At 50.0% G+C, this 22,841-nt stretch carries 21 protein-coding genes; 5 read left to right on the plus strand and 16 right to left on the minus strand.

What is annotated here, in order from left to right:
- Positions 1-24 precede the first annotated feature (24 nt).
- Positions 25-1,008, minus strand: coding sequence for a tetratricopeptide repeat protein (locus EYB30_RS00695; RefSeq protein ID WP_166835955.1), 984 nt, complete (start codon positions 1,006-1,008; stop codon positions 25-27).
- Between the two features lie 100 nt (positions 1,009-1,108).
- On the minus strand, positions 1,109-2,515 hold the full coding sequence (locus tag EYB30_RS00700) for an MBL fold metallo-hydrolase RNA specificity domain-containing protein (protein ID WP_166835957.1): 1,407 nt from the start codon (positions 2,513-2,515) through the stop codon (positions 1,109-1,111).
- A 137-nt stretch (positions 2,516-2,652) separates the two neighbouring features.
- On the opposite strand from EYB30_RS00700, the gene EYB30_RS00705 reads away from it, so the two are divergent.
- On the plus strand, positions 2,653-3,534 hold the full coding sequence (locus tag EYB30_RS00705) for an LOG family protein (protein ID WP_166835959.1): 882 nt from the start codon (positions 2,653-2,655) through the stop codon (positions 3,532-3,534).
- Here the strand turns inward: EYB30_RS00705 and tyrA are convergent.
- The 8 genes from tyrA to ffh form a co-directional block, all read right to left on the minus strand.
- Positions 3,531-4,661 (minus strand): bifunctional chorismate mutase/prephenate dehydrogenase, encoded by a 1,131-nt coding sequence (tyrA, locus tag EYB30_RS00710; protein ID WP_166835961.1) that lies wholly within the window; start codon positions 4,659-4,661, stop codon positions 3,531-3,533. The two genes, EYB30_RS00705 and tyrA, sit on opposite strands and share 4 nt — an antisense overlap.
- Position 4,662: 1 nt before the next feature.
- On the minus strand, positions 4,663-5,721 hold the full coding sequence (locus EYB30_RS00715; RefSeq protein WP_166835963.1) for a 3-deoxy-7-phosphoheptulonate synthase: 1,059 nt from the start codon (positions 5,719-5,721) through the stop codon (positions 4,663-4,665).
- A gap of 234 nt (positions 5,722-5,955) precedes the next feature.
- Positions 5,956-6,567: a DNA-J related domain-containing protein gene (locus EYB30_RS00720; RefSeq protein WP_166835965.1), complete on the minus strand. Its 612-nt coding sequence runs from the start codon at positions 6,565-6,567 to the stop codon at positions 5,956-5,958.
- Between the two features lie 57 nt (positions 6,568-6,624).
- Positions 6,625-6,984 carry a 50S ribosomal protein L19 gene (rplS, locus tag EYB30_RS00725; protein ID WP_008609837.1) on the minus strand — a complete coding sequence of 120 codons (360 nt, stop codon included), beginning with the start codon at positions 6,982-6,984 and terminating at the stop codon, positions 6,625-6,627.
- A 22-nt stretch (positions 6,985-7,006) separates the two neighbouring features.
- A complete protein-coding gene (trmD, locus tag EYB30_RS00730) occupies positions 7,007-7,795 on the minus strand; it encodes a tRNA (guanosine(37)-N1)-methyltransferase TrmD (protein WP_166835967.1) in 789 nt (262 codons plus the stop codon).
- Entirely contained in the window at positions 7,795-8,322 is a 528-nt protein-coding gene (gene rimM / locus EYB30_RS00735; protein WP_166835969.1) for a ribosome maturation factor RimM, read from the minus strand. The genes trmD and rimM overlap by 1 nt, the downstream gene beginning before the upstream one ends.
- A 29-nt stretch (positions 8,323-8,351) precedes the next feature.
- Positions 8,352-8,603 (minus strand): 30S ribosomal protein S16, encoded by a 252-nt coding sequence (rpsP, locus tag EYB30_RS00740; RefSeq protein ID WP_166835971.1) that lies wholly within the window; start codon positions 8,601-8,603, stop codon positions 8,352-8,354.
- 170 nt (positions 8,604-8,773) lie between these two features.
- Positions 8,774-10,141, minus strand: coding sequence for a signal recognition particle protein (gene ffh, locus EYB30_RS00745; protein ID WP_166835973.1), 1,368 nt, complete (start codon positions 10,139-10,141; stop codon positions 8,774-8,776).
- Between the two features lie 149 nt (positions 10,142-10,290).
- On the opposite strand from ffh, the gene EYB30_RS00750 reads away from it, so the two are divergent.
- Both EYB30_RS00750 and EYB30_RS00755 read left to right on the plus strand, forming a co-directional pair.
- Entirely contained in the window at positions 10,291-11,097 is an 807-nt protein-coding gene (locus tag EYB30_RS00750; RefSeq protein ID WP_166835976.1) for a cytochrome C assembly family protein, read from the plus strand.
- Between the two features lie 65 nt (positions 11,098-11,162).
- A complete protein-coding gene (locus EYB30_RS00755; protein ID WP_166835978.1) occupies positions 11,163-12,431 on the plus strand; it encodes an HlyC/CorC family transporter in 1,269 nt (422 codons plus the stop codon).
- A 45-nt stretch (positions 12,432-12,476) separates the two neighbouring features.
- Here the strand turns inward: EYB30_RS00755 and EYB30_RS00760 are convergent, their stop codons facing one another.
- Positions 12,477-13,091: a transglycosylase SLT domain-containing protein gene (locus EYB30_RS00760; RefSeq protein ID WP_241697921.1), complete on the minus strand. Its 615-nt coding sequence runs from the start codon at positions 13,089-13,091 to the stop codon at positions 12,477-12,479.
- 105 nt (positions 13,092-13,196) lie between these two features.
- A complete protein-coding gene (gene gshA / locus EYB30_RS00765) occupies positions 13,197-14,792 on the minus strand; it encodes a glutamate--cysteine ligase (protein WP_166835982.1) in 1,596 nt (531 codons plus the stop codon).
- A 227-nt stretch (positions 14,793-15,019) separates the two neighbouring features.
- Between gshA and EYB30_RS00770 the strand changes: the two genes are divergently transcribed.
- Positions 15,020-16,567, plus strand: coding sequence for a methyl-accepting chemotaxis protein (locus tag EYB30_RS00770; protein ID WP_166835984.1), 1,548 nt, complete (start codon positions 15,020-15,022; stop codon positions 16,565-16,567).
- Positions 16,568-16,614: 47 nt separating this feature from the next.
- Here the strand turns inward: EYB30_RS00770 and pssA are convergent, their stop codons facing one another.
- From pssA to rluD, 4 genes are all read right to left on the minus strand, one after another.
- Positions 16,615-17,457, minus strand: a complete 843-nt coding sequence (gene pssA, locus EYB30_RS00775; protein ID WP_166835985.1) for a CDP-diacylglycerol--serine O-phosphatidyltransferase — start codon at positions 17,455-17,457, stop codon at positions 16,615-16,617.
- A 117-nt stretch (positions 17,458-17,574) separates the two neighbouring features.
- A complete protein-coding gene (clpB, locus tag EYB30_RS00780) occupies positions 17,575-20,151 on the minus strand; it encodes an ATP-dependent chaperone ClpB (RefSeq protein WP_166835987.1) in 2,577 nt (858 codons plus the stop codon).
- Between the two features lie 92 nt (positions 20,152-20,243).
- Positions 20,244-20,975: a peptidoglycan editing factor PgeF gene (pgeF, locus tag EYB30_RS00785; RefSeq protein ID WP_166835988.1), complete on the minus strand. Its 732-nt coding sequence runs from the start codon at positions 20,973-20,975 to the stop codon at positions 20,244-20,246.
- A gap of 13 nt (positions 20,976-20,988) precedes the next feature.
- Positions 20,989-21,963: a 23S rRNA pseudouridine(1911/1915/1917) synthase RluD gene (gene rluD, locus EYB30_RS00790; protein WP_166835990.1), complete on the minus strand. Its 975-nt coding sequence runs from the start codon at positions 21,961-21,963 to the stop codon at positions 20,989-20,991.
- 123 nt (positions 21,964-22,086) lie between these two features.
- Between rluD and EYB30_RS00795 the strand changes: the two genes are divergently transcribed.
- Positions 22,087-22,836, plus strand: a complete 750-nt coding sequence (locus tag EYB30_RS00795; protein WP_166835992.1) for an outer membrane protein assembly factor BamD — start codon at positions 22,087-22,089, stop codon at positions 22,834-22,836.
- The last annotated feature ends 5 nt before the right edge of the window (positions 22,837-22,841 follow it).

Raw genomic sequence — 22,841 nt, forward strand, 5'->3', positions numbered from 1 at the left:
GATAAGCGTCAGGCCTTTAGTGTATCAGAGTAGCTTTTTCAGCTCAGCTTTAAGTTTGTCATCATCGGTTGCGGCAAGTAAAGGTTGCGTAATAGCGACAGCTTTATCAGCCTGGTCGGATAGCAGGTAAAGTTGTGCCAAACGCAACTGAGCCCAATCGTGGCGATCGGATGCCGGATTGTCCTGTAAGTAGTGCTGCACAGCCGCAATGCCTTCTGCCACCGCAGTTTTGCCCAGCACCGCGCAACGTGCCAGCTGATACCGGCTTTCGTTGATCGATGCTGTGGCATCGTTATCCACTGCAGGTTGCTGTATCGCCTGCTGCAATAAGGTGATAGCGTCGCTGTAGTTATCTTGCGCAGCAAGCTGCATGGCACGCTGAAAATAGGCTTCTGGTCGGGTTTGCAGTAGCTCAGCATCTGCCAGGAACTGGTTAAATGCTGCCTCGTCCGCTATATTAGCCAGCTTAAGCTGCAACAACCAGCCCTGCAGTGCGTCCAGTTGCTTTAACTGTTGTGCCATCTCTAATGCCTGCTCTTTATCGCCACCGGCAATACTAGGAGCTTGCGCTAAAAAGCTACCCAAAGCGATATAACTGCGTGGGTTTTCCGGCGCCAGTGTCAGTGCGGCTTGATAGGCTTTTTTACAGCGTTTGGCATAACCCAAAGCGCTAAACATACTGGCACTGCCAGCCAGATTACAACTTGCCGTAGCGTACCAGTGTTGGTAATCGGCGTTGTTGGCATCATACTTAATAGCTTTTTCCAGCAGCTCTTCAGCACGCTCCATATTCTGCAAACCGGCCTGAGTGCGGCCCAACAATGCCAGCAGCTGAGCGTCTTTGGTTTTTTTCGTCACTAGCGGCGCCAATAACGTCTCTGCTGCCGCATAATCATTAGCCTGCCACAAGGCTTTAACCTCGTCGGCCAACGCCGGTTGCTCAGCAGCACTCGCCTGTAGTGCGTTGCCAAGCAACAACAGGCCGGATAATAACAAGAGGCTTCGCATAAGTGCTCCGTAAGTGTTGGGCTGAATTAGTCAGCCAGCACTATAAAGCAGCCACAGGTGCCTGACCATAGCGCAAAAGTAACAAAATATATCTTAACGCTTACAGCGAAATTACATCACCTTTGGTTGGAATTTGCGCTGGGATGCCCAACTCAGCCAGCTCCCGCTGCAAAGCTTCCTGCGCTTCTAACTCACCATGTACCAGGTAAAATTGTGGCTGGCCGCCTATCGCCTGCGCCCAATCCAGCAACTCGCTCTGGCCAGCGTGGGCAGAAAAACCGCCAATGGTATGTACTTTGGCTTTTACCACTATTTCCTGGCCAAACAGCTTTACCCGCCGCTCGCCGTCAACCAGGCGACGGCCTAAGGTGCCATAAGCCTGAAAGCCGACAAAAACAAGGTGGTTAGAGCTTTTCCATAAATTATGCTTCAAATGGTGCACGATGCGACCGCCGTTACACATACCGCTACCGGCAATGACAATAGCGCCACCACTAACGCGATTAATCGCCATCGACTCTTCCACGCTTTCCGTTAAACGCAGCATTGGCAGTAAATCCTGCAGTTGCATACCATTTTTAAAACCAATCGCCGCTAAATCTTTCTGATCCAGGCAGTGCAGATAATCGTTGTAAATATTGGTAATACTGATCGCCATAGGGCTGTCTAAGAAAATCATCCGCTGCTTTAACCGGCCCTGATGATGCAGCAGTGCCAGATAGTACAAAATTTCCTGTGAGCGGCCCAGCGCGAAAGCCGGAATAAACACGTTGCCACCATCACGGTTAGCCTGCTCTAACGCCTGCGCCATTTCGTCCAACGAGTTATCAATATTCTGGTGGTTACGGTTACCGTAGGTCGACTCCATCAGCACGATATCAGCCTGACCGATGTCGGTCGGGTCGTGCATTAGCACCGTGGCCGGGTTACCTAAATCGCCGGAAAACACCAGCTTACGCATGGCTTTGTTACCCTTTAGCCACAGCTGCACTATGGCAGAGCCAAGAATATGGCCGGCATCACAAAATTCCAGCTCAAGCCCGGGTAAAGGCGTAATGCGCTTTTTATAGCCCAGTGTTTCGCACAGCTGCACCACCCGCTCGGCGTCGTGTACCGATAACACCGGATCTTGTATTTTTTTACCGGCGCGGGCGGCTTTTTTGTTTTGCCACTCTAAATCTTTTAAATACAAATGCACTGAGTCTTTTAGCAGCACCGGCAGCAGCTCTGCCGTGCCGGGCGTGCAAAGTATTTTGCCATCAAATCCCCGTGCAACTAACAGCGGCAGCAGGCCACTGTGGTCAATATGCGCATGCGACAGTATCACCAGATCGATATCTTTGGGTTTAAAGGCAAAACGGAATTTATGCCATTCGCGAATTTGGTCAGCGCCTTGCACCATACCGCAATCGAGTAATATTTGTTTATTATTCAGCCTGATAAGATAGCAGGAACCGGTCACCTGCTGAGCAGCACCAATAAACTCCAGCGTAGCAGAAAGAGGCATAGACGTTATCCTTGTTAGTATTGTACTTAAGGTTATATCGCAAACGGTGATGCTAAAGATTAGCCTATATCAAACAACATGTTAGTTTTAACCGTTTTACTTTAAGCTTACGGTTCTCACTTTCAGGAGATAACCCAATGACACCCGATCCGCATCAGCTTCATCAGCGCCATCTAACGTCAGCACAACAATCTGTCGATGCCATAGCCAAACTGCAGGATCACAGCTCTTACCGGCTGGCATTTGCAGATAATGCATTTCTTATGCAGGATGAACTGCGCCATGTGCGGCTGCAGCTGGAATACTTAAAGCCACAGCTGGTACTGGAGCAGCATAAAATCGATGCCACTATAGTGGTGTTTGGCAGTGCCCGCTTTTTATCGCCTGAACATGCGCAAACTGAGCTGGCTAAAGCAAAACAGCAGTTATCTGCCAACGACAACGACGACGGCAGGCAAGCGCTGAAGCAGGCTGAAAAACAGCTGCGCAACAGCCAGTATTATGCCGCCTCACAGCAGTTTGCTGCGCTAGCAACCCGCTACGGCTGCTGTAATAAAGATTGCGCCATGACCATTATCAGCGGTGGTGGCCCCGGCATTATGGAGGCCGCTAACCGCGGCGCTATGGATGCCGGCGGCGAAAGTATCGGTTTAAATATTGTACTGCCGCGCGAGCAGCAACCCAACCCGTATATCACGCCGCAGTTTTGTTTTCAGTTTCACTATTTCGCTATTCGCAAAATGCACTTTTTACAGCGTGCCCGCGCCTTAGTAGCCTTTCCCGGTGGTTTTGGTACCCTGGATGAATTATTTGAAACCCTTACCCTTATTCAAACCAAAAAAGCCGAGCGGGTACCGGTCATTTTATATGACAAGGCCTTCTGGCAGCGCTTAATTAACTTTGACATGCTGGTAGAAGAAGGCCTGATAAGCGCTGAAGATGTGGCGTTAATTCAGTACGCCGATACACCAGAGCACGCCTGGCAGCTGATAGTAGATTTTTATCAGCTGCCTGTTTAACTGCGGCTGTCAGCGGCTTTTTGCAACAGCTGCTTACTTTCTTGCAGGAATTGCCCGGCCAGCTCACCAAAAAACTGCTGGCCTTTACCAAATTGCGCCATTAAACCTGCTTTGTCTTTGGCTTGCAGTAAAGCCAGCAATGCGGTGAAACGCTGCTGATAACGCTCCAGCAGCGCCGTAACCTCACAAGACGACAACATTATATCTGCATACAGCTCAGCATTTTGCGCAAATAAGCGCCCTACCATCGCCAGTTCCAGCCGGTAAATTGGCGAGCTAAGTTGTAACAGCTCTTGCAGATCAGCCTGTTCATCGGCTAAATGCACCCCATACACCAAAGAGGAAAAGTGTCGCATCGCCTGGATCAGCTGCATAGCACTGTCGTGCTCGGCTGCCTGTTTAACGGTAAGCTCAGCGCCCCAGACATTTAGCTGCTTTAACAGCCACTGATACTGCTGCTCTGCACGGCCATGACACACCACAACCACTTGTTTTACCAAATTGGTAATATCCGGGCCGAACATCGGGTGCAGCCCCACCACAGGGCCCTTGTGTTTTGCCAACATCGCCGCCAGAGGCTGCGCTTTAATACTGGTGATATCGGCCAGTACACAGTCTTCTGGCAGTGCGGGTAGCTGATTAATCAACTGCTCGGTTAGTGTAATCGGCACCGCCATCAACACCAGCACGGCATCAGCACAAATGACTTCTGCGCTTAACCAGTCATTGTGCTCAAGCACTGCGACCTGATAGCCAGAGCGCTCAAATAAGCTGACAAAGCGTGCGCCCAGTGCGCCAGCGCCCCCCACTACCACGACTTTACCGCCGCCGTTGCGGCAGCAGACAAAGCCACTTTCCTGGGTTTGGTAAGATTCGCGCATAATACGTCTGAGCACATCTTCAGCCAAATCCGCGGATACCCCCAGCCGCTGCGCTTGCTCGCGCCGGGCGCTTAACAACAGCTGCTCGCGTTCGGGCACATACACCGGCAGCGCATACTGCTGTTTAATCTTCCCCACTTGCGCGGTAACTTTGGCACGCTCGGCTAACAGCGCGACCAATTGGCTGTCAATGCTGTCAATTTGCTGGCGCAGCGGTGCCAGCGCCTGTTTAGCCGCGTCTGTCATATCAGGCCGCCGCAACCACAGGTTGCATTTGCTGGTGAATATCGGACAGCAAGCGGGCTGTAGTTTCCCAGTCGATACAGGCGTCCGTTACTGACACACCGTATTTTTCTGCCTTACCGTCAATCAGATCCTGCCGCCCGGCATGTAAGTGGCTTTCCAGCATGATACCGATAATGGCATCGTTACCGGCCAGACGCTGGCTAATCACATTTAGCGCGACCTCGCCCTGGCGGTTGTGATCTTTATTTGAGTTACCGTGGCTGCAATCGACGACAATGCCGCGCGGTAAGTTTAATTTATCAAGCTTAGCCAGCGCTTCTCCTATGCTTTGCTCATCATAATTTGGCTTAGCACCACCGCGTAAAATGATATGACCATCCGGGTTGCCGGCCGTTTGCACCAGGCTTACCTCACCGCGCTGGTTAATACCGATAAAACTATGGCCACTGGCGGCCGATTGCAGCGCATTGAGGGCAATATTTAAGTTGCCATCGGTGCCATTTTTAAAGCCGACCGGCATCGATAAGCCGCTGGCCATTTCGCGGTGGGTTTGCGACTCTACTGTGCGCGCCCCGATGGCAGACCAGCTGATTAAGTCTGACAGATACTGCGGGCTTATCGGATCCAGCGCTTCAGTTGCAGTAGGCAGTTCCATCTCTACCATTTTCAGCAGCAGTTCACGGCCCCAGGTTAAGCCGGTTTCTAAATCGAATGAATCGTCCAGATGCGGATCGTTAATAAAGCCTTTCCAGCCCACTGTTGTGCGCGGTTTTTCAAAATAGACCCGCATCACAATGTACAGGCTATCGGCATACTGCAGCTGCAGCTGTTTTAATTTCTGCGCGTACTCAATAGCAGCGACCGGATCATGAATAGAGCAAGGGCCGGTAACCACCAGCAAGCGTTTATCACGGCCGTGTACGATATCAGCAATGGTATTACGCGCCTGCTGCACAAAGTGCGCGCCCTGCTCTGATAGCGGCAGTACCTTTTTCATTACTGCCGGTGGACTAAGCGGTTTTTCCGCCACTATGCGTAAATCGTCAACTATCTTGCTCATGCTAAAACTCCGCCAAAGAATTTGCAGGCATTAAGCATAGGTAAAAACACTAAACTTGCTAAGCGCGCCCTTACGTAAACTTATTTATACACTGCGTAATCATAAAAATACACTTAGCGCATAATAAAGATCCAACCCAGCAGCGTCAACCCATTGCAGACCAATAAAATCAAGATATGCAGACAAATCAAGATAAGGCCAAATGTGTATTATTTTATTTACAGCAATGAGGAGCTATTGTCGTAATTTCAGGTAGGCCTGACGCAACAAAATAAATTGCTCTGCACTGCCGCCACGATCTGGGTGGTGCTGCAATGCCAAACTACGATAAGCACGTTTTAACTCTGCCTGGCTAAAATCATCAGACAACTGCAGTACTGCCTGTGCCTCTGAGTCAGCAAGGGCGTAAGCAGCTTTACCGCCAGCTAAGACGTGTTGCCAGAAGGCATCAAGATGCTGATCAAGCAATTGTTCAGTCATCTGATAGAAGTTTTGCCAGTTCAAATAGTAGTTTCGCCTGCTATCTTGCCCTTCCGTCTCAGGCATAGCAGACGGGTCAAGTAACTGTACTTTGGCCAGGCCAATACCCAGATAGCCCTGATTAAGTTCAAGTAACTCGCTTTGTAGGCGAAACAATAAATGGTACAGCACAAAGTGCTGCTGAAAACGCGCCAGATCTGCGCTGATCTCAGCCTCTGACTGTAATTTTAATCCAAGCCGATTAAGCAGGTACTGCTCTTCTATAGGCTCTGCTGCCGCTACCGGCGCCGTGCAGATGATATTCAGCAACTGGCCCTGCAGCAGTGCAAGTACCGGTTCAGTCAGCGGGGCATTAAGGTATGTCATGGCACTACCATGCCAGAAAGAAAAAAGGCCGACAAGTGTCGGCCTTTCAAGGGGTGCTTAGTTAAGCTTTTCGCGGATACGCGCTGATTTACCTGAACGATCGCGTAAGTAGTAAAGCTTAGCACGGCGAACCGCACCACGACGTTTAACGGTGATGCTGTCTACCAGCGGGCTGTGCGTCTGGAATACACGCTCAACACCTTCGCCATTAGAGATTTTACGTACTGTGAAAGAAGAGTGCAGACCACGGTTACGTTTAGCGATAACTACGCCTTCGTAAGCCTGTAAACGGGTTTTGTCACCTTCTTTAACTTTAACCTGAACTACAACAGTGTCGCCCGGCGCGAACGCTGGAACGTCTTGTTTTAACTGCTCTTGTTCAAGCTGTTTGATGATGTTTTGGCTAACTTTGCTCATAACAATCTCACTTTACCTGGAATTAACTGTCTTCTTGCTGCCCCGTCCGGCACTCTTGCTGATGTTCCTGTTGAAACTCAGCCAGTAACCGTCGTTGCTCCTCAGTCAGAGCCAGGAGATTTAACATATCTGGTCGTCTAAGCCAGGTTCTCCCAAGAGACTGCTTTAAACGCCAGCGTCGTATATTTTCATGGTTTCCACTCAGTAATACTGCGGGAACCTGTTTGTCTGATAACACTTCCGGCCTTGTGTAGTGCGGACAATCAAGCAAACCGGATGCAAATGAATCCTGCTCTGCCGACTGTTCATGCCCCAGTACACCAGGTACTAAGCGTGACACTGCATCAATCAATGTCATCGCGGGCAATTCACCGCCACTTAACACGTAATCGCCAATTGACCACTCAGAATCAATTTCGCTTTCTATTACGCGCTCATCAATGCCTTCATACCGACCAGCCACTAACAGCAGCTTAGAATATCGCGCCAGTTCGGCTACACCTTGCTGGTCTAACTTGCGGCCTTGCGGCGACAAATACACCGTGTGTACTCCTTCCCCTGCAGCGTGCTTGGCGGCGCGTATCGCGTCACTCAGCGGCTGCACCATCATCAGCATACCGGGGCCACCACCATAAGGCCGGTCATCGACAGTACGATGCTTGTCCGTTGTGAAATCACGCGGGTTCCAGCATTGCAACTGCATGATGCCTTGCTTTACAGCTCGGCCGGTTACCCCATATTGCGTTATTGCTTCAAACATTTGCGGGAACAGTGTTACCACTCCTACCCACAACTTACTGTTTTCAGACATTAAAACGCCGGGTCCCAGTCTACGATAATGCGACGCTCGGTTAAGTCGATGTTTTTAATCACTGTATCTATTAAAAACGGCAACAACCTTTCTTTCTGACCAAATGCATCGGTACGGTTGGCTTTAACCACTAAAACGTCGTTAGAGCCTGTTTCCATCATGTCGGTGACTTCACCTAGGTGGTAGCCTGCTTCGTTAATTACTGCCATACCCATAAGGTCTTTCCAGTAATACTCGCCCTCTTCTAATGAAGGTAGCGCGTCGCTTGCCACGGCAATTTCAGCATTGACATACTGTTGTGCCAAATCCCGGTCATTGACGCCGTCCAGTTTCGCTATCAGGCCATTACTATGGCGCTTCCAGCTGGAAACCTGCACTGGTTGCCAGTTACCCTGAAATTTCACTTGCCAGGGTGTGTAATCAAAAATCCCTTCCGGGAAGTCGGTGTAAGCGTTAACTTTCAGCCAGCCATTGATGCCGTAAACTGCACCAAATTTGCCAAGAACGACTAAATCTTTCTCACTCAAGCTGACTACTCCACCCGACCTTGTGCTAATTAAGCAGCTGCTTTCTTAGCGTTTTTTACCAGAGTTGCAACGCGATCACTCAGTGAAGCACCTTGTGCTACCCAGTGATTAACGCGGTCCAGGTCCAGACGCAGTTTCTCTTCAGTACCGCCAGCGATTGGGTTAAAGAAACCCACGCGCTCAATAAAACGGCCATCACGAGCAAAACGGCTGTCCGCTACCACAACTTGGTAAAATGGACGCTTTTTCGCGCCACCACGTTGTAAACGAATAGTTACCATAAGGCCCTCTAATTTTATCGTTCAGGTTTTATCAAAAATAACAACGCCTCCAGTCAGACTGAAGGGCTGCAGCATTTTACTGATTTAGGGCGCAATTGCAAGGTATTTCGCGGCTTTGCAGCGAACAAAGCAAATTAAAAGCCCGCTTAATAGCGGGCTGGGGGCTGATATTAACGTGGTGGCAGCATGCCCGGCGGTAATTTACCGCCCATACCACGCATCATCTTCATTAAGCCGCCTTTACCTGACATCTGCTTCATCATCTTTTGCATCTGGGTAAATTGTTTCAGTAGCTGGTTTATGTCCTGCACCTGAGTACCAGAGCCGGCTGCAATACGCTTTTTACGCGAGCCTTTGAGTAAATCCGGAAACTCGCGCTCTTTCGGTGTCATTGAGTTAATGATCGCTTCCATCTTAACAAACTGCTTGTCACCCATCTGGTTCATCGCGCCGGCGGGCAGGTTTTTCATGCCCGGTAGTTTATCTAACATCGACATCATGCCGCCCATGCCACGCATTTGCACCAGTTGCTCGCGAAAGTCTTCCAGGGAGAAGCCTTTACCCTTCATCACCTTTTGCGCCATTTTGGCGGCTTTGTCTTTATCAACTTTTTGCTCAAGCTCTTCAATTAAGCTCAGCACGTCGCCCATGCCCAGAATACGCGAGGCGACGCGATCCGGATGGAATGGCTCTAACGCATCGGTTTTTTCACCGGTACCGATAAACTTAATTGGCTTGCCGGTGATATGGCGGATAGACAAGGCCGCACCACCGCGGGCATCACCGTCGGCTTTGGTCAGGATAACCCCGGTTAAGGTCAAAGCGTCATTGAACGCTTTAGCAGTATTGGCCGCATCCTGGCCGGTCATCGCATCCACCACAAACAGGGTTTCTATCGGTTTGACGGCAGCATGTAAGGCTTTAATTTCATCCATCATGTCGGCATCGACATGCAAACGGCCTGCGGTATCGACCAGCAATACATCAAAAATGCGGGTACGGGCATGGGCTATCGCCGCATTAACAATATCAACCGGTTTTTGCGAGATATCGCTGGGGAAAAACTCTACGCCAACATCTTTGGCTAGCGTTTCCAACTGCTTAATGGCTGCCGGGCGATAAACGTCAGCGGATACCACCAGCACTTTCTTCTTTTTGCGCAGCGTTAAAAACTTAGCCAGCTTAGCCACCGAGGTGGTTTTGCCGGCACCTTGCAAACCGGCCATTAATACTACCGCTGGCGGCTGAGTATTTAATGCCAGCTCTTCATTGGCCTCACCCATCGCCTCTTCTAAGGCTTTACGGACGATTTTCAGAAACTCCTGCCCCGGCGTCAGGCTTTTGCTGACTTCTAACCCGACCGAACGCGCTTTAACATTGGCGACAAAGTCGCGCACCACCGGCAGTGCTACATCGGCTTCAAGCAGCGCCATGCGTACTTCACGCAGCGTATCTTTGATATTGTCTTCGGTTAACCGGCCACGGCCGGTGATATTCTTCAGCGTGGCACTTAAACGATCTGCTAGATTTTCAAACATGCTTTTTCACTCAACAGCGATAATGTCGCCGATTATACCAAAAACAGGCCGCAGAAGCAGCCGTTAAGAAACTGTTGATCGCAGCGCTGGGCATCTGCTAAAAGTTGCAATACAATACCAAGCCATCGAAATGAAAGGAAATACTACTGATGTCTACGGTGCTGTTAACTGCACTTGCCTTAATTGCCTATTTGGTTGCCACCGGCTCAGTACTGCTGCGTATTTTTCATCCTTCAGGCCCACATTTTAAAACCACCTTCAGCGCTGCTGTCGCCGGCCTGGTATTACATATGCTGGTGCTAACCGATATGCTGTTTACCAGTGGCGGCCAAAATTTCAGCTTACTTAATGTCAGCTCACTGGTGTGCTGGCTAATTACCGTAGCCGTTACGCTAACCTCATTACGCTCACCGGCGATACTGTTGTTACCAGTGGTATACGGTTTTGCCAGCCTGATGCAACTGGCGGTGCTAACCTTGCCACACAGTGTGCAGCTGCAGCATTTTGAACAGAATTTGGGTTTGCTGGTACATATTTTACTGGCATTTATTGCCTATGCTGTGCTGATCATGGCGATGCTTTACTCATTTCAGGTGAGTTATATCAGCAGTAAGCTAAAACAAAAAGACTTTGCTGCTATGACACGCCATATGCCACCACTGGTACAGGCTGAAATACTCCAGTTTCGTATTTTGCTGGCCGGAACGGTGCTACTGGGATTAGCCTTGCTGGTAGCGGCACTGTTCATGGATAACTGGCTGGCGAAAGAAAACTTACATAAAAACGTGTTCAGTTTTGCCGGTTTTGTGGTATTTGCCCTGTTATGCTGGGGCCATGCCAAACTGGGCTGGCGCGGTAAAACGGCAAACATTTTAACCATTAGCGGCGCAGCTTTATTAACTCTGGGTTACTTTGGCAGCCGTTTTGTACGTGAAGTGCTGCTTAATACACTTTAATTCTTGACTCAACAAACGCTTCGTAATATCAAGTACAGGTGTTTGGCAATACAGGTAGTTAACTCTTGGACGACATATCGACGGGTACGCTGTTTATTATATTGGGCGTGCTCCTATTCATATCTGCCTATTTCTCGGGATCAGAAACAGGCATGATGTCTGTCAACCCTTATCGTTTAAAGCATTTAACAAACGAAAATCACAAGGGCGCTATCCGGGTCAGCGAACTGCTAAAGCGGCCAGATCGCTTGATCGGGCTTATTCTGATCGGTAACAACCTGGTGAATATCGCGGCGTCTGCCATTGCCACTATTATCGGTATGCGTTTATACGGCGATCTGGGTATTGCGATAGCGACTGTTGTGCTTACCATGGTGGTGCTGGTGTTTGCTGAAGTGACACCGAAAACTGTGGCTGCGCTGCATCCGGAGCGGGTTGCTTTTCCAAGCTCGGCTTTATTAAAGATATTATTGAAAATATTTTACCCGCTGGTGTGGCTGGTAAACTTTATTACCAATGGCATTTTATCACTGATGGGCATTAGCCCGGAGAAACATCAGGGTAACAGCTTAAGTGCAGAAGAGCTGCGCACCGTGGTGCATGAGGCTGGCGCGCTGATCCCCGAACAGCACCAAAGCATGCTGGTGGGCGTACTGGATTTAGAAAACGCCACCGTGGAAGACATTATGGTGCCGCGCAATGAAATTGTCGGTATCGATATCAACGACGACTGGAAAGATATAGAGCGCCAGTTGGCCAATATGCAATACAGCCGCATTTTGTTGTACCGCGACAATATTGATGATGCCATTGGCTTTGTACACCCGCGCGAGCTAATGCGGTTGCTGATAAAAGAGCAGCTGACCAAGGCTACCTTAATGCGCGCGGTCAGCGAAATTTACTTTATCCCCGAAGGTACGCCACTTAATACTCAGCTGCTGAAATTTCAACGCACCAAAGAGCGTATAGGCTTAGTAGTAGATGAATACGGTGATATTCAGGGTTTAGTCACGCTGGCAGATATTCTGGAAGAAGTGGTTGGCGAGTTTACTACTGATATCAGTGACAACAGCAATGAAGATATCCTGCCTCAGCCTGATGGCTCTTATTTGATTGATGGCAGTATCAACCTGCGCGATCTAAACCGGGAAATGCAGCTGGAACTGCCAACCGATGGCCCGAAAACGCTAAACGGGCTTATTCTGGAATACTTAGAAGAAATTCCACAAGGTAAGCTGAGTATTCGTCTGTCTGGTTATCCGATGGAAGTGGTAGACGTGCAGGATAATATGATTAAAACCGTGCGCTTTTTACCGCATTTGAAGAAAAACTAATAAAAAACCGGCAGTGCCGGTTTTTTTTACATCAATGCCCGCCAATTAACCAAAAAACAGCCGCCATAACCAGCCACGTTTTAAATCATCTTCACAGCTTTTAAGCTGCGCCGCATAGGTTTTAGCGCGACTATCAACCTTCTTCGCTGTTTGTACCAGCCAGGCTTTCTTTTTATAGCTGCCGCGTTTATAACCGCCCCAGCCTTCATGATAATTAAGATACTGATTGTGCGCATCCCATTTAGACACGCCATTTAAGCGCTGGCTTTTGCTGATATACCAGCCCATAAAATCAATTGCATCGTCAAAGTTATCGCGGCTGGCCCAAAAGCGGTCTGCTTCTTTGACATACTCGTCCCAGGTCACCGTCTTAGCTTGTGAATAACCGTATGCACTGCTGGCGCGGCCATAAGGGATAAAGCCCAAAAACCAGCGCATTGGCGGCCGGGCATTGTGTTTAAAGCTGCTTTCCTGATACATAATGCTCATCGGCACATGTATCGGTACGCCCCATTTATCACGCACTTGCGCCGCAGCATCGTACCAGTCGCGATGCTCATAAAAGATCTCGCAAAGATTAGAGGTATTTTGTGGCGGTGGCGTGGCACAGCCCCCTAGTAAAAGCGTGGCGGCGACGGCCAATAACAACGGCTTTTTCATGTTATGAACTTTTTTCATCCGGCTGATTCTAACAAGGTGCACGGATGCAACCAAGTTTTATCTCCCTGGATTACTATTACGGCTACCCACAGGTAGCCGCTTTTTTTACACCACTTCATCAGAGCACTGCGGCACTTCGGCAAAATATTCTGCAATATACTGCTCAAAACTGATGCTGTCTTGCTGTTCAATGTCATGTTGCCGTTGTAAAGACTGCTCTGCCGCCGCTACAAACTGCTGTTCGTTGTAGAACTGATAAGGCTCTTGCATTAACTGCTGCCGGTATTGTGCTGACAATTGCAGTACAAAACTGCCATTATCCTGCTGAGTCGCCAGTAATTGATTTAGCAACTGCCCCGAAAATGTCTGCGCCGGGTCAAGCAGGCTTAGGTAAAACTGTTTTACTGCCCCACTGTAACGTTTGCTGCCATTGGCAGTATCAAGGTGTGTTGCAATCGGCATCATGTCAGCAAACAGCTCCTCAGCCCAATCCTGCATCAACCGAGGCTGATTGTGCTGCAACAACTCAAGGTTATTGCGCCGGCCGTCTGTTACCACTTTTTTCAGGTTCTGCTCAGTGACCGCCTGCTCTGCAGCAGACAGCGGCGGGCTGTCGTTAAACAGGCAATACAACAAAAATACATCCAGAAAGTGCATTTGTTCTGCCGTTATGCCAACCGGGCTGAACGGGTTAACATCTAAAGCCCGCACTTCAATGTATTCGATGCCGCGCTTGGCCAGCGCGCAGGTTGGCCGCTCACCCGATTCAGTGGTGCGTTTAGGTCGGATGGTAGAGTAAAATTCATTTTCAATCTGTAATACGTTGGCGTTAAGCTGCTGATACTCGCCATCTACTTTAACGCCGATATTACGATATTCCTCTGAAGGCATACTAATCGCAGCATGCAGACCACTGATGTATTCTTCCAAACTGTTGTACGTGACGTTTAAACTGGACTGCGCACTGTTGGTATAACCCAAATCACTCATGCGCAATGACGTAGCATAAGGCAGGTACAAAGAGCCTTTACCCAGCGGCTGAAAAGCATAGCGGCTGCTGCGCCCTTCCAGGAAAGATTTACACATCGCCGGAGAGGCACCAAACAAATACACAATAAGCCAGACATAACGCTTATAGTTGCGAATAAGCGCCAGATATTGCTCAGAGATAAAACTTTGCAGCTCGCCGCTTTGCCCCAATAGCTGCTGATACTGTTGCCAGAAGCTGTGCGGTAAAGAGAAATTAAAGTGTACGCCACTGATCGCCTGCATCATACTGCCATAACGATTGTGCAAGCCTTTGCGATAGAGGGTTTTCATCCGCCCGACGTTCGAGCTGCCATACTGCGCAAATGGAATAGCCTGCTGACTAGCAATAAAGCACGGCATACTGGCGGCCCAGAATTGCTCATCAGCAATATTGCGGCTGGTAAAGCGGTGTATATCGGCCAGTTGCGCCAGCGTGGTGTCAATATTGTCGCTGACCGGGGTAATAAACTCGAGCAGCGATTCAGAGAAATCAGTCGTGATCCACGGATGCGTTAATGCCGAGCCTAATGCAGTCGGATGCGGTGTTAACGCCAATTTACCGTCCTGCTGCACCCGCAGCGTCTCGCGTTCAATACCATGTAAAATACCGGTAACGGCCTGCGGGTTAATGCTGCTTAACTGCTGCAGCCGTTTATGAATTATTGAACCCAAGTGATTTCCTTAATAGCAACGCGCCTGTGGCAGGAAATTGGGGCGCCACAGCAAACTTCAAGACCAGCAGACAATTTAGCCTGCAATTTAGCGAACAACAATATTGTTTTAGTCAGGCGACCTTTAACATGAGTTAAAACCAAAGCCTATCGGCTGCAAAAAACTGAGGAATAGATTAGACTTACCACCAAATGAGTATTTACATTCGCTAATAAACAGGTAGGCCAATGAACCGACGTAACCAGCAATTGATCAACGAAGAAGTCAGCTTTAGTGCCGAGCAGGAGCTGGTTTCCACCACAGATTTACGTGGCGTGGTCACTTACGCCAACCCGGCCTTTTGTGCCGTCGCCGGTTACAGCGAAGCAGAACTCGTGGGTAAAAACCATAACCTGGTGCGTCATCCGGATATGCCAGCCGCTGCCTTTGCAGATTTATGGCAAAAGTTAAAGCAAGGCCAATCCTGGCGCGGTATCGTTAAAAATCGCTGCAAGGATGGCCGTTACTACTGGGTGGATGCTTTTGTTACGCCTATTTATCAGGATCATAAACTGGTGGGTTATCAGTCGGTGCGGGTTAAACCCGAGCCACAAATGGTCAGCCGGGCAAATCAGAGTTACCCGGCCATGTTGGCGGGTAAAGTCCCGTCAGACTGGCGCAGTAAGTTCGGTACCAAGCGCGCCCTGGCTTTTAGCCTAAGCCTTATTCTGGCAGTTTGTGGTGCCTGGTACTTTGGTGGCCACTTCCTGTTGGCCTTGCTGCTGCCGGCGTTATGGCTGGCTCTGTGCTTTGATGAACTCTTTGTCATCCCGGCAAAACTGCAACAGGCACGCAGCGAATTTGACAGCGTGTCACGCTGGATTTATAGCGGTTTTGGCCCTTATGGTATTGCTGATTTTCAGTTAAAAATGTGCCAGGCCAGACTGCGCACTGTACTTGGCCGTACTGCCGATAGCACCCACGCCTTAAATGACATTGCTGAAACCCAGGGGGAAGCGGTACGAATGACCGAGCAGGGTATTCATCAGCAACATGATCAATTGCGCAGTATTGTTGCGGCTACCACACAATTAAACAGCACCATCCGGGATATAGCTGAACGCACCCAACAGACACATCAGCAAGTCAGTGATACGCACGGTATTTGTGAAACCGCCAAAGGTGCGATGCAGCATACCGCGGCTACAGTGCAGCAACTGGCCACGGAAGTACAGGGCGCGGCCGCAACCGCCGACAGCCTGGCGGTAGAAGCAGAGCGTATTGGCGCAGTAATGAGCGAAATTCAGGGCATTGCCGATCAAACAAACTTACTGGCATTAAACGCCGCTATTGAGGCCGCCCGTGCCGGTGAACATGGCCGGGGGTTTGCTGTGGTAGCAGATGAAGTGCGGGCGTTGTCTTCACGCACACACAATGCAACCGAACAAATTAAGCAGTCTATTAGCGAAATTCAGCAAACCTTGCTCAGCTGGGGCAAGGTAATGCTAAAAAGCCGGCAGCAAGCCGATACCTGTGTGCAGGAGACGCAACAAAGCGAAACACAGCTGGCCGAGATTTCACGCATGGTCGATAATATCGCCCACTTGTCATCACAAATTGCCACCGCCGCAACCCAACAGGGTGCCGTCGCCCAAGATGTACAACAAAATGTCAGCCATATTCAGCAGATAGCTGAAACCAACCTGGCAAATATTCAGGTGGTAGCCGAAAACAGCAAGGCATTACAGCAAAAAACCGGCCAGATTGCCGGATTAAATAAAAGCTTCGCCAGCTAAACAGGTAAAAAATAACCCCGCGTTGCGGGGTTATTTTTTTAATCGTATTAATCTTTTTCTGGCGCGGGTTTATCCGGTGCCTGCCCTTTGGGGTCGTCAACCGGTTCAGGGCTGACATCGGTAAAGTCGGCATCATCAGAATCCCCTACTACATGCTCAAGCTTCAGCTTGCGCACACTGCGAATGGTGGTGACAGGGCCTGAGCAAGCATAGATAAAGAAAATACCGAATAACATTTCTGCCGGCCGTGAGGCAATCACCACAAACACCAGCAATACCAGTAAAATCGTTAAGAATGACACCCGGTCACGCCAGTTCAGATCTTTAAACGAGTTATAACGGAAGTTACTCACCATCAGTAAGCCTGCCGCTATAGTCAGCAAGCCCACCAGATAGCCTAACTTATCGCCATTAACTTCATAAATACTGCCGACCCAAACCATGCCAGCGATAATGCCGGCCGCTGCCGGGCTGGCTAACCCCTGGAAAAACCGGCTGTCGGTAACACCTAAATTAGCATTAAAACGCGCCAATCTAAGCGCCGCACAGGAGACATAAATAAAGGCGGCTAACCAGCCGAATTTACCGTAATCGGCCAGACCCCAGTTGTACGCCACCAAGGCAGGCGCCATACCAAAAGCGATTAAGTCAGACATACTGTCGTACTGGGCGCCAAACTCACTTTGGGTATTGGTTAAACGGGCGACCCTGCCGTCTAAACCATCAAAAACCATCGCAATAAAAATGGCCACTGCCGCCGCTTCAAAACGGCCGTTCATTGAGGCTACTATGGCAAAAAAGCCAGAAAATAACCCGCCAGTGGTCAGTAAGTTCGGCAGTAAATAAATGCCCTTGCGCGGCCCTCTGTCGTTCGTTTTAGGTTCTGTCATAACATACTTCTGTAAAGGAAACTGTCAGAGATTATAAGGGACATACCTTAGCATGGATAGCCTAAGACAAAAAAGTGACCGTCGAAGCGGTCACTTTTTGTTATTGGCTGACCGGTTTTAGTGGCTACTAACGATAAAGTTACTGCCATCATGGTCCAATTGTACTGTGCTACCTGGTGCTACATCACCTTGCAGCAAGGCCTGCGCCAGCGGGTTTTCCAAATGCTGCTGAATCGCCCGTTTTAATGGCCGCGCACCATACAGCGGGTCAAAACCCACTTCGGCCAGCTTGTCCAGCGCCGCATCAGTAATACTGAACTGATACTGCCGCTCAGCCAAACGCTGTTCCAGCCGTGCCAGCTGAATTTTGGCAATGCTGCGAATTTGCCCGCTGTCCAGCGGATGAAACACCACCGTTTCATCCAGCCGGTTTAAAAACTCCGGCCTGAACTGTTTGCTTAATACGCCCATCAACATGTCTTTCATCTGGCCATAGCTGTACTCACGGTAATGCTCTTGTATCAGATCAGACCCCAGATTCGACGTCATAATAATAACGGTGTTTTTAAAGTCTACCGTGCGGCCCTGACCATCAGTTAAACGACCATCGTCCAGCACCTGCAGCAGAATGTTAAACACATCCGGATGGGCTTTTTCGACCTCATCCAGCAGCACTACGGAGTAAGGCTTGCGCCGCACTGCTTCGGTTAAATAGCCGCCTTCTTCATAGCCAACGTAGCCCGGCGGCGCACCAACCAAACGCGATACCGCATGTTTTTCCATAAACTCAGACATATCAATACGTACCATCGCATCGGGGCTGTCGAATAAAAAGTTGGCCAGCGATTTGGTCAGCTCAGTTTTACCGACACCGGTCGGGCCTAAAAACAGGAAAGAGCCAATAGGTTTATTCGGATCTGACAGGCCGGCACGCGAACGGCGGATAGCATGTGACACTGCCGTCACCGCCTCATCCTGGCCAATAACTTTGTCATGCAGCGCCTGCTCCATCCGCAACAGTTTGTCACGCTCGCCTTCAAGCATTTTACTGACTGGTATGCCGGTCGCTTTAGACAACACATCGGCAATTTCCTGCTCGGTCACTTTATTGCGCAGTAACGTATTGTCGTGCATTTCAGCCTGCGAGGCTAAATCGAGCCTTTTCTCCAGTTCAGGAATACGGCCGTATTGCAGCTCAGACATGCGCTGCAAATCGCTGGCCCGGCGAGCTACTTCTAAATCAAGTCGCGCCTGCTCCAGCTCCGTTTTTATGTTCTGCGTACCCTGCAGCGCAGCTTTCTCGGACTCCCAGACTTCATCCAGCTCGTTATATTTACTATCAAGCTCCCGAATTTGTTCCTGGATCATATCACGACGTTTTTTCGTCGCCTCATCAGTCTCTTTCGCCAGCGCATTGTCTTCCAGTTTCAGTTGGATAATACGCCGCTCCAGCCGGTCGAGCTCTTCCGGTTTCGAGTCCATCTGCATACGAATACTGGACGCCGCTTCGTCAATTAAATCGATGGCTTTATCCGGCAGTTGCCGGTCTGACACATAACGGTGCGACAAGGTCGCTGCAGCGACTATTGCCGGGTCGGTAATTTCTACCGCATGGTGCAGCTCGTAACGCTCTTTTAAGCCGCGCAAAATGGCAATGGTGTCCTCCACTGTAGGCTCATCCACCAGCACTTTTTGAAAGCGGCGCTCTAAAGCGGCATCTTTTTCAATATACTTGCGATATTCATCCAGCGTGGTCGCCCCTAAGCAGTGCAACTCACCGCGCGCCAGTGCTGGCTTTAACATGTTGCCGGCATCCATGGCGCCGTCCGCTTTACCGGCACCGACCATGGTATGAATTTCATCAATAAACAGGATCACCTGGCCTTCTTCTTTCGCCAGTTCATTTAATACCGCTTTTAACCGCTCTTCAAATTCACCACGGTACTTGGCACCGGCCAGCAAGGAGCCCATATCCAGTGATAATACGCGTTTATCTTTTAGCCCTTCGGGCACCTCTTTATTAATGATTCGCAGCGCCAGACCTTCAACAATGGCAGTTTTACCTACGCCAGGTTCACCAATTAACACCGGATTATTTTTGGTGCGCCGCTGCAGTACCTGAATACAGCGTCGGATCTCTTCGTCACGGCCAATCACCGGGTCAAGCTTACCGGCTTCGGCACGGGCGGTTAAGTCTACCGTGTATTTCGTCAGGGCCTGGCGGGTATCTTCTGCATTTTGATCATCCACTTTCTGGCCACCACGCATTTGCTCAATAGCCGCTTCAACCGCATCTTTACTGACACCGATTAGACGCAGAATTTTACCCAGATCGGATTTATCGTCAGTTGCCGCCAGCACAAATAATTCGCTGGAAATAAACTGATCTTTGCGCTTTTGCGCCAGTTTATCGCACTGCTGCAGCAGCTGCGCTGTGGCATTGGACAACTGCAGGTTGGCGCCCTCCCCCTCAACCCGCGGTAAACGGTCTATCGCCTGGCTCACTTTTGAGCGCAGTTCATTAAAATTGATCGCCAGCTTGTTTAACAGTTCACGCACTGTGCCGCCTTCCTGGTTTAGCAGGGCAAACATCAGATGCACCGGTTCAATAAATTGCTGATCACGGCCCAGCGCCAGTGACTGCGCATCGGCAATGGCTTCCTGAAACTTACTGGTAAATTTATCTAGTCGCATTCTGCTCTCCTACAAGCACAACGTTGTTGTGGTTTAAGATTGGGCACTAATGCTGGAATTTCAAGCAGCAGACGTCAAAAAATTGACTTAGATCAGACTAACCAGATTGAACTGGCCATGCGGCCGGTTTGGCCATCGCGACGGTAGGAAAAAAACAGCTCGCTTTGTTGGTAAGTACAATAGCTGCCGCCGTATATCTGGCTAACACCACAGGCGGCCAAACGCTGACGCGCCAGCTGGTATAAATCAGCCTGATATTTACCGGCTTTACCGCAGATAAACGCTTGCGCTGCCGCCGGGTCATGTTTGATAAAGGCCTCGCGCACTTCACTGCCCACTTCAAACGCCGCCTGGCTAATGGCCGGTCCGAGATAAACCTGCACCTCGGCAGGTCGCTTAAAATGCGCCAGCGTGGCTTCGATGACACCATCACATAAACCGCGCCAGCCAGCATGTACCGCGGCGACCTGAGTGCCTGTGACATCACAGAGTAACAAGGGCAGACAATCGGCGGTCATGACCGTTGCCACCACCCCGGGTTCGCGGCTGATAGCCGCATCGGCGGTTATGCCCGCAGTGCTATTGACTGCTAATGTAGCAACAACAGTGCCATGCACCTGGTTTAGCCAAACTGGCACTGCAGGCAGCGCTGCTGCCAGTTGATACTGGCTGCGGTTTAGCGCTACCCGCGCCGGCTCGTCGCCAACATGGTTGCCCAGGTTTAGACTGGCAAAAGCACCTGTCGAGCAGCCACCTAACCGCGTGCTGCATACAGCATGCACATTCGCCGGGGCAGGCCAGTCAGGTAACAGCAGCCGGGTCATGTAGTTTGTGCCTTTATACGTAATCCAGGCCATGCTCGGCGGTATCGGCACGCAGCGCGGCATTAAGCTCGACCATGTCCTGCGGAATAGGCGCATGCCATTCCAGAATTTCCAGCGTAATAGGATGCGCTAAACGCAGCATGGCAGCATGTAATGCCTGGCGCTTAAAATTACGTAACACGCTAAGTAAATGCTCATCGGCTTTACGCGGTGGTCTTGGCCGGCCAGCATAAACAGGGTCTCCCACCAGCGGGTGGTTAACAAAGGTCATATGTACACGAATTTGATGGGTACGCCCGGTTTCCAGCCGCAGCCGCAAGCGGGTGTGGGCCCGGTATTTTTCCATTACACGAAAATGGGTTGTCGCCGGCTTGCCTGACTGGCTTACTGCCATATGGGTGCGCTTTGTTGGGTGGCGGCCAATGGGCTCATCGATAGTTCCGCCGCCGGTCATGGCACCGTGGCACACCGCTTCATATTCGCGGGTAATTTCACGTGCCTGCATGGCTTCAACCAGATGCGTTTGCGCTGGTATGGTTTTAGCTACCACCATCAGACCAGTGGTGTCTTTGTCCAGTCGGTGAATAATACCGGCCCTTGGCACTTCAGCAATGCCTGGGCAATGATGCAGCAACGCGTTTAACAAAGTGCCATCACTGTTGCCAGCGCCCGGATGCACCACTAAGCCAGCCGGTTTGTTAATGACTAAAATATGGTCGTCTTCATAAACAATATTCAGATCAATCGCCTGAGCTTCAAAACGCTCATCTTCCGGCAGCTCGGCCAGAATATCAATTTGCTCACCACCGAGCACTTTCTCGCGCGGCTTGTTTTGCACAGCACCGTTTACGCTAACCGCATCGGCTAAAATCCACTCTTTTATCCGCGAACGCGAATAATCGGGGAACATTTCGGCCAGAACCTGATCTAAGCGCTTACCAAAAAGATGGTCTGGTACAATTTCTGAAAGTTTTAGCTGTTTTGTCATAACGGAAGCAGTTATCCTGTGTGCAACCCCGGCAGGTCTGGGGTAGAATCGCAATAAGGTGTATTTTAGCGACTTTACCCCCGACTAGACAGCCATTTAGCTCATGTAGTAACGGATTTTTAAATGAAAGCGAATTTTATACTGATTTCTCTGCTGGCGCTGACGCTCAGTGCCTGTGCCGGCAAACCCAAAGAAGTAGAAGCCAGCACGACGCAAACCGCGCAAACACTGTACCAACAAGCTAAAGAAGTTCTGGATAACGGCCTGTATAACCGCGCCATTGAGCTGCTGACAGCGGTGGAAAGCCGCTACCCCTTTGGCCCGCTGGCACGCCAGGTGCAACTGGACTTAATTTACGCCCACTATAAAGCCGGTGATGTCTCTAAAGCTCTGGCGGGCATAGACCGTTTTATCCGCCTGAACCCAAATCACCCTGAGCTGGATTACGTGTACTACATGCGCGGCCTGAGCAATTTACAAGCCGATGAAAACGCACTGCACAGCTTGCTGGGCATTGACCGTGCCGATCGCGACTTAGCCAGCACCCGGCAAGCCTTTGACGATTTTAAAACTCTGGTTAGCAGCTTTCCGCAAAGCAAGTACGCCCCTGAAGCGAAAAAGCGCATGTTAAGCATCAAAGACACATTAGCCCGGCATGAGCTGATGATAGCGGATTACTATATGCGCCGTGGCGCCTATTTAGCCGCCGCCAACCGTGGTAAATATATCGTCGAGTTTTACCGCGACTCGCCTTTGGTTGAACAGGCGCTGGAAGTGATGGTAGAAAGTTACGACAAACTGGGTTTAAGCAAACTAAAAGATGATACCTATCAGGTGCTGAAACTGAATTTCCCCGACAACAATAAGTTTTAACCGAC

The organism is Rheinheimera pleomorphica (genome assembly GCF_011634895.1).
GTDB classification, from domain to species: Bacteria; Pseudomonadota; Gammaproteobacteria; order Enterobacterales; family Alteromonadaceae; genus Alishewanella; species Alishewanella pleomorphica.

Coding starts and splice junctions, on each gene's coding strand:
- EYB30_RS00695 (WP_166835955.1), bottom strand. CDS start 1,008: ATGCGAAGCCTCTTGTTATTATCCGGCCTGTTGTTGCTTGGCAACGCA.
- EYB30_RS00700 (WP_166835957.1), bottom strand. CDS start 2,515: ATGCCTCTTTCTGCTACGCTGGAGTTTATTGGTGCTGCTCAGCAGGTG.
- EYB30_RS00705 (WP_166835959.1), top strand. CDS start 2,653: ATGACACCCGATCCGCATCAGCTTCATCAGCGCCATCTAACGTCAGCA.
- tyrA (WP_166835961.1), bottom strand. CDS start 4,661: ATGACAGACGCGGCTAAACAGGCGCTGGCACCGCTGCGCCAGCAAATT.
- EYB30_RS00715 (WP_166835963.1), bottom strand. CDS start 5,721: ATGAGCAAGATAGTTGACGATTTACGCATAGTGGCGGAAAAACCGCTT.
- EYB30_RS00720 (WP_166835965.1), bottom strand. CDS start 6,567: ATGACATACCTTAATGCCCCGCTGACTGAACCGGTACTTGCACTGCTG.
- rplS (WP_008609837.1), bottom strand. CDS start 6,984: ATGAGCAAAGTTAGCCAAAACATCATCAAACAGCTTGAACAAGAGCAG.
- trmD (WP_166835967.1), bottom strand. CDS start 7,795: ATGTCTGAAAACAGTAAGTTGTGGGTAGGAGTGGTAACACTGTTCCCG.
- rpsP (WP_166835971.1), bottom strand. CDS start 8,603: ATGGTAACTATTCGTTTACAACGTGGTGGCGCGAAAAAGCGTCCATTT.
- ffh (WP_166835973.1), bottom strand. CDS start 10,141: ATGTTTGAAAATCTAGCAGATCGTTTAAGTGCCACGCTGAAGAATATC.
- EYB30_RS00750 (WP_166835976.1), top strand. CDS start 10,291: ATGTCTACGGTGCTGTTAACTGCACTTGCCTTAATTGCCTATTTGGTT.
- EYB30_RS00760 (WP_241697921.1), bottom strand. CDS start 13,091: ATGAAAAAGCCGTTGTTATTGGCCGTCGCCGCCACGCTTTTACTAGGG.
- EYB30_RS00770 (WP_166835984.1), top strand. CDS start 15,020: ATGAACCGACGTAACCAGCAATTGATCAACGAAGAAGTCAGCTTTAGT.
- pssA (WP_166835985.1), bottom strand. CDS start 17,457: ATGACAGAACCTAAAACGAACGACAGAGGGCCGCGCAAGGGCATTTAT.
- clpB (WP_166835987.1), bottom strand. CDS start 20,151: ATGCGACTAGATAAATTTACCAGTAAGTTTCAGGAAGCCATTGCCGAT.
- pgeF (WP_166835988.1), bottom strand. CDS start 20,975: ATGACCCGGCTGCTGTTACCTGACTGGCCTGCCCCGGCGAATGTGCAT.
- rluD (WP_166835990.1), bottom strand. CDS start 21,963: ATGACAAAACAGCTAAAACTTTCAGAAATTGTACCAGACCATCTTTTT.
- EYB30_RS00795 (WP_166835992.1), top strand. CDS start 22,087: ATGAAAGCGAATTTTATACTGATTTCTCTGCTGGCGCTGACGCTCAGT.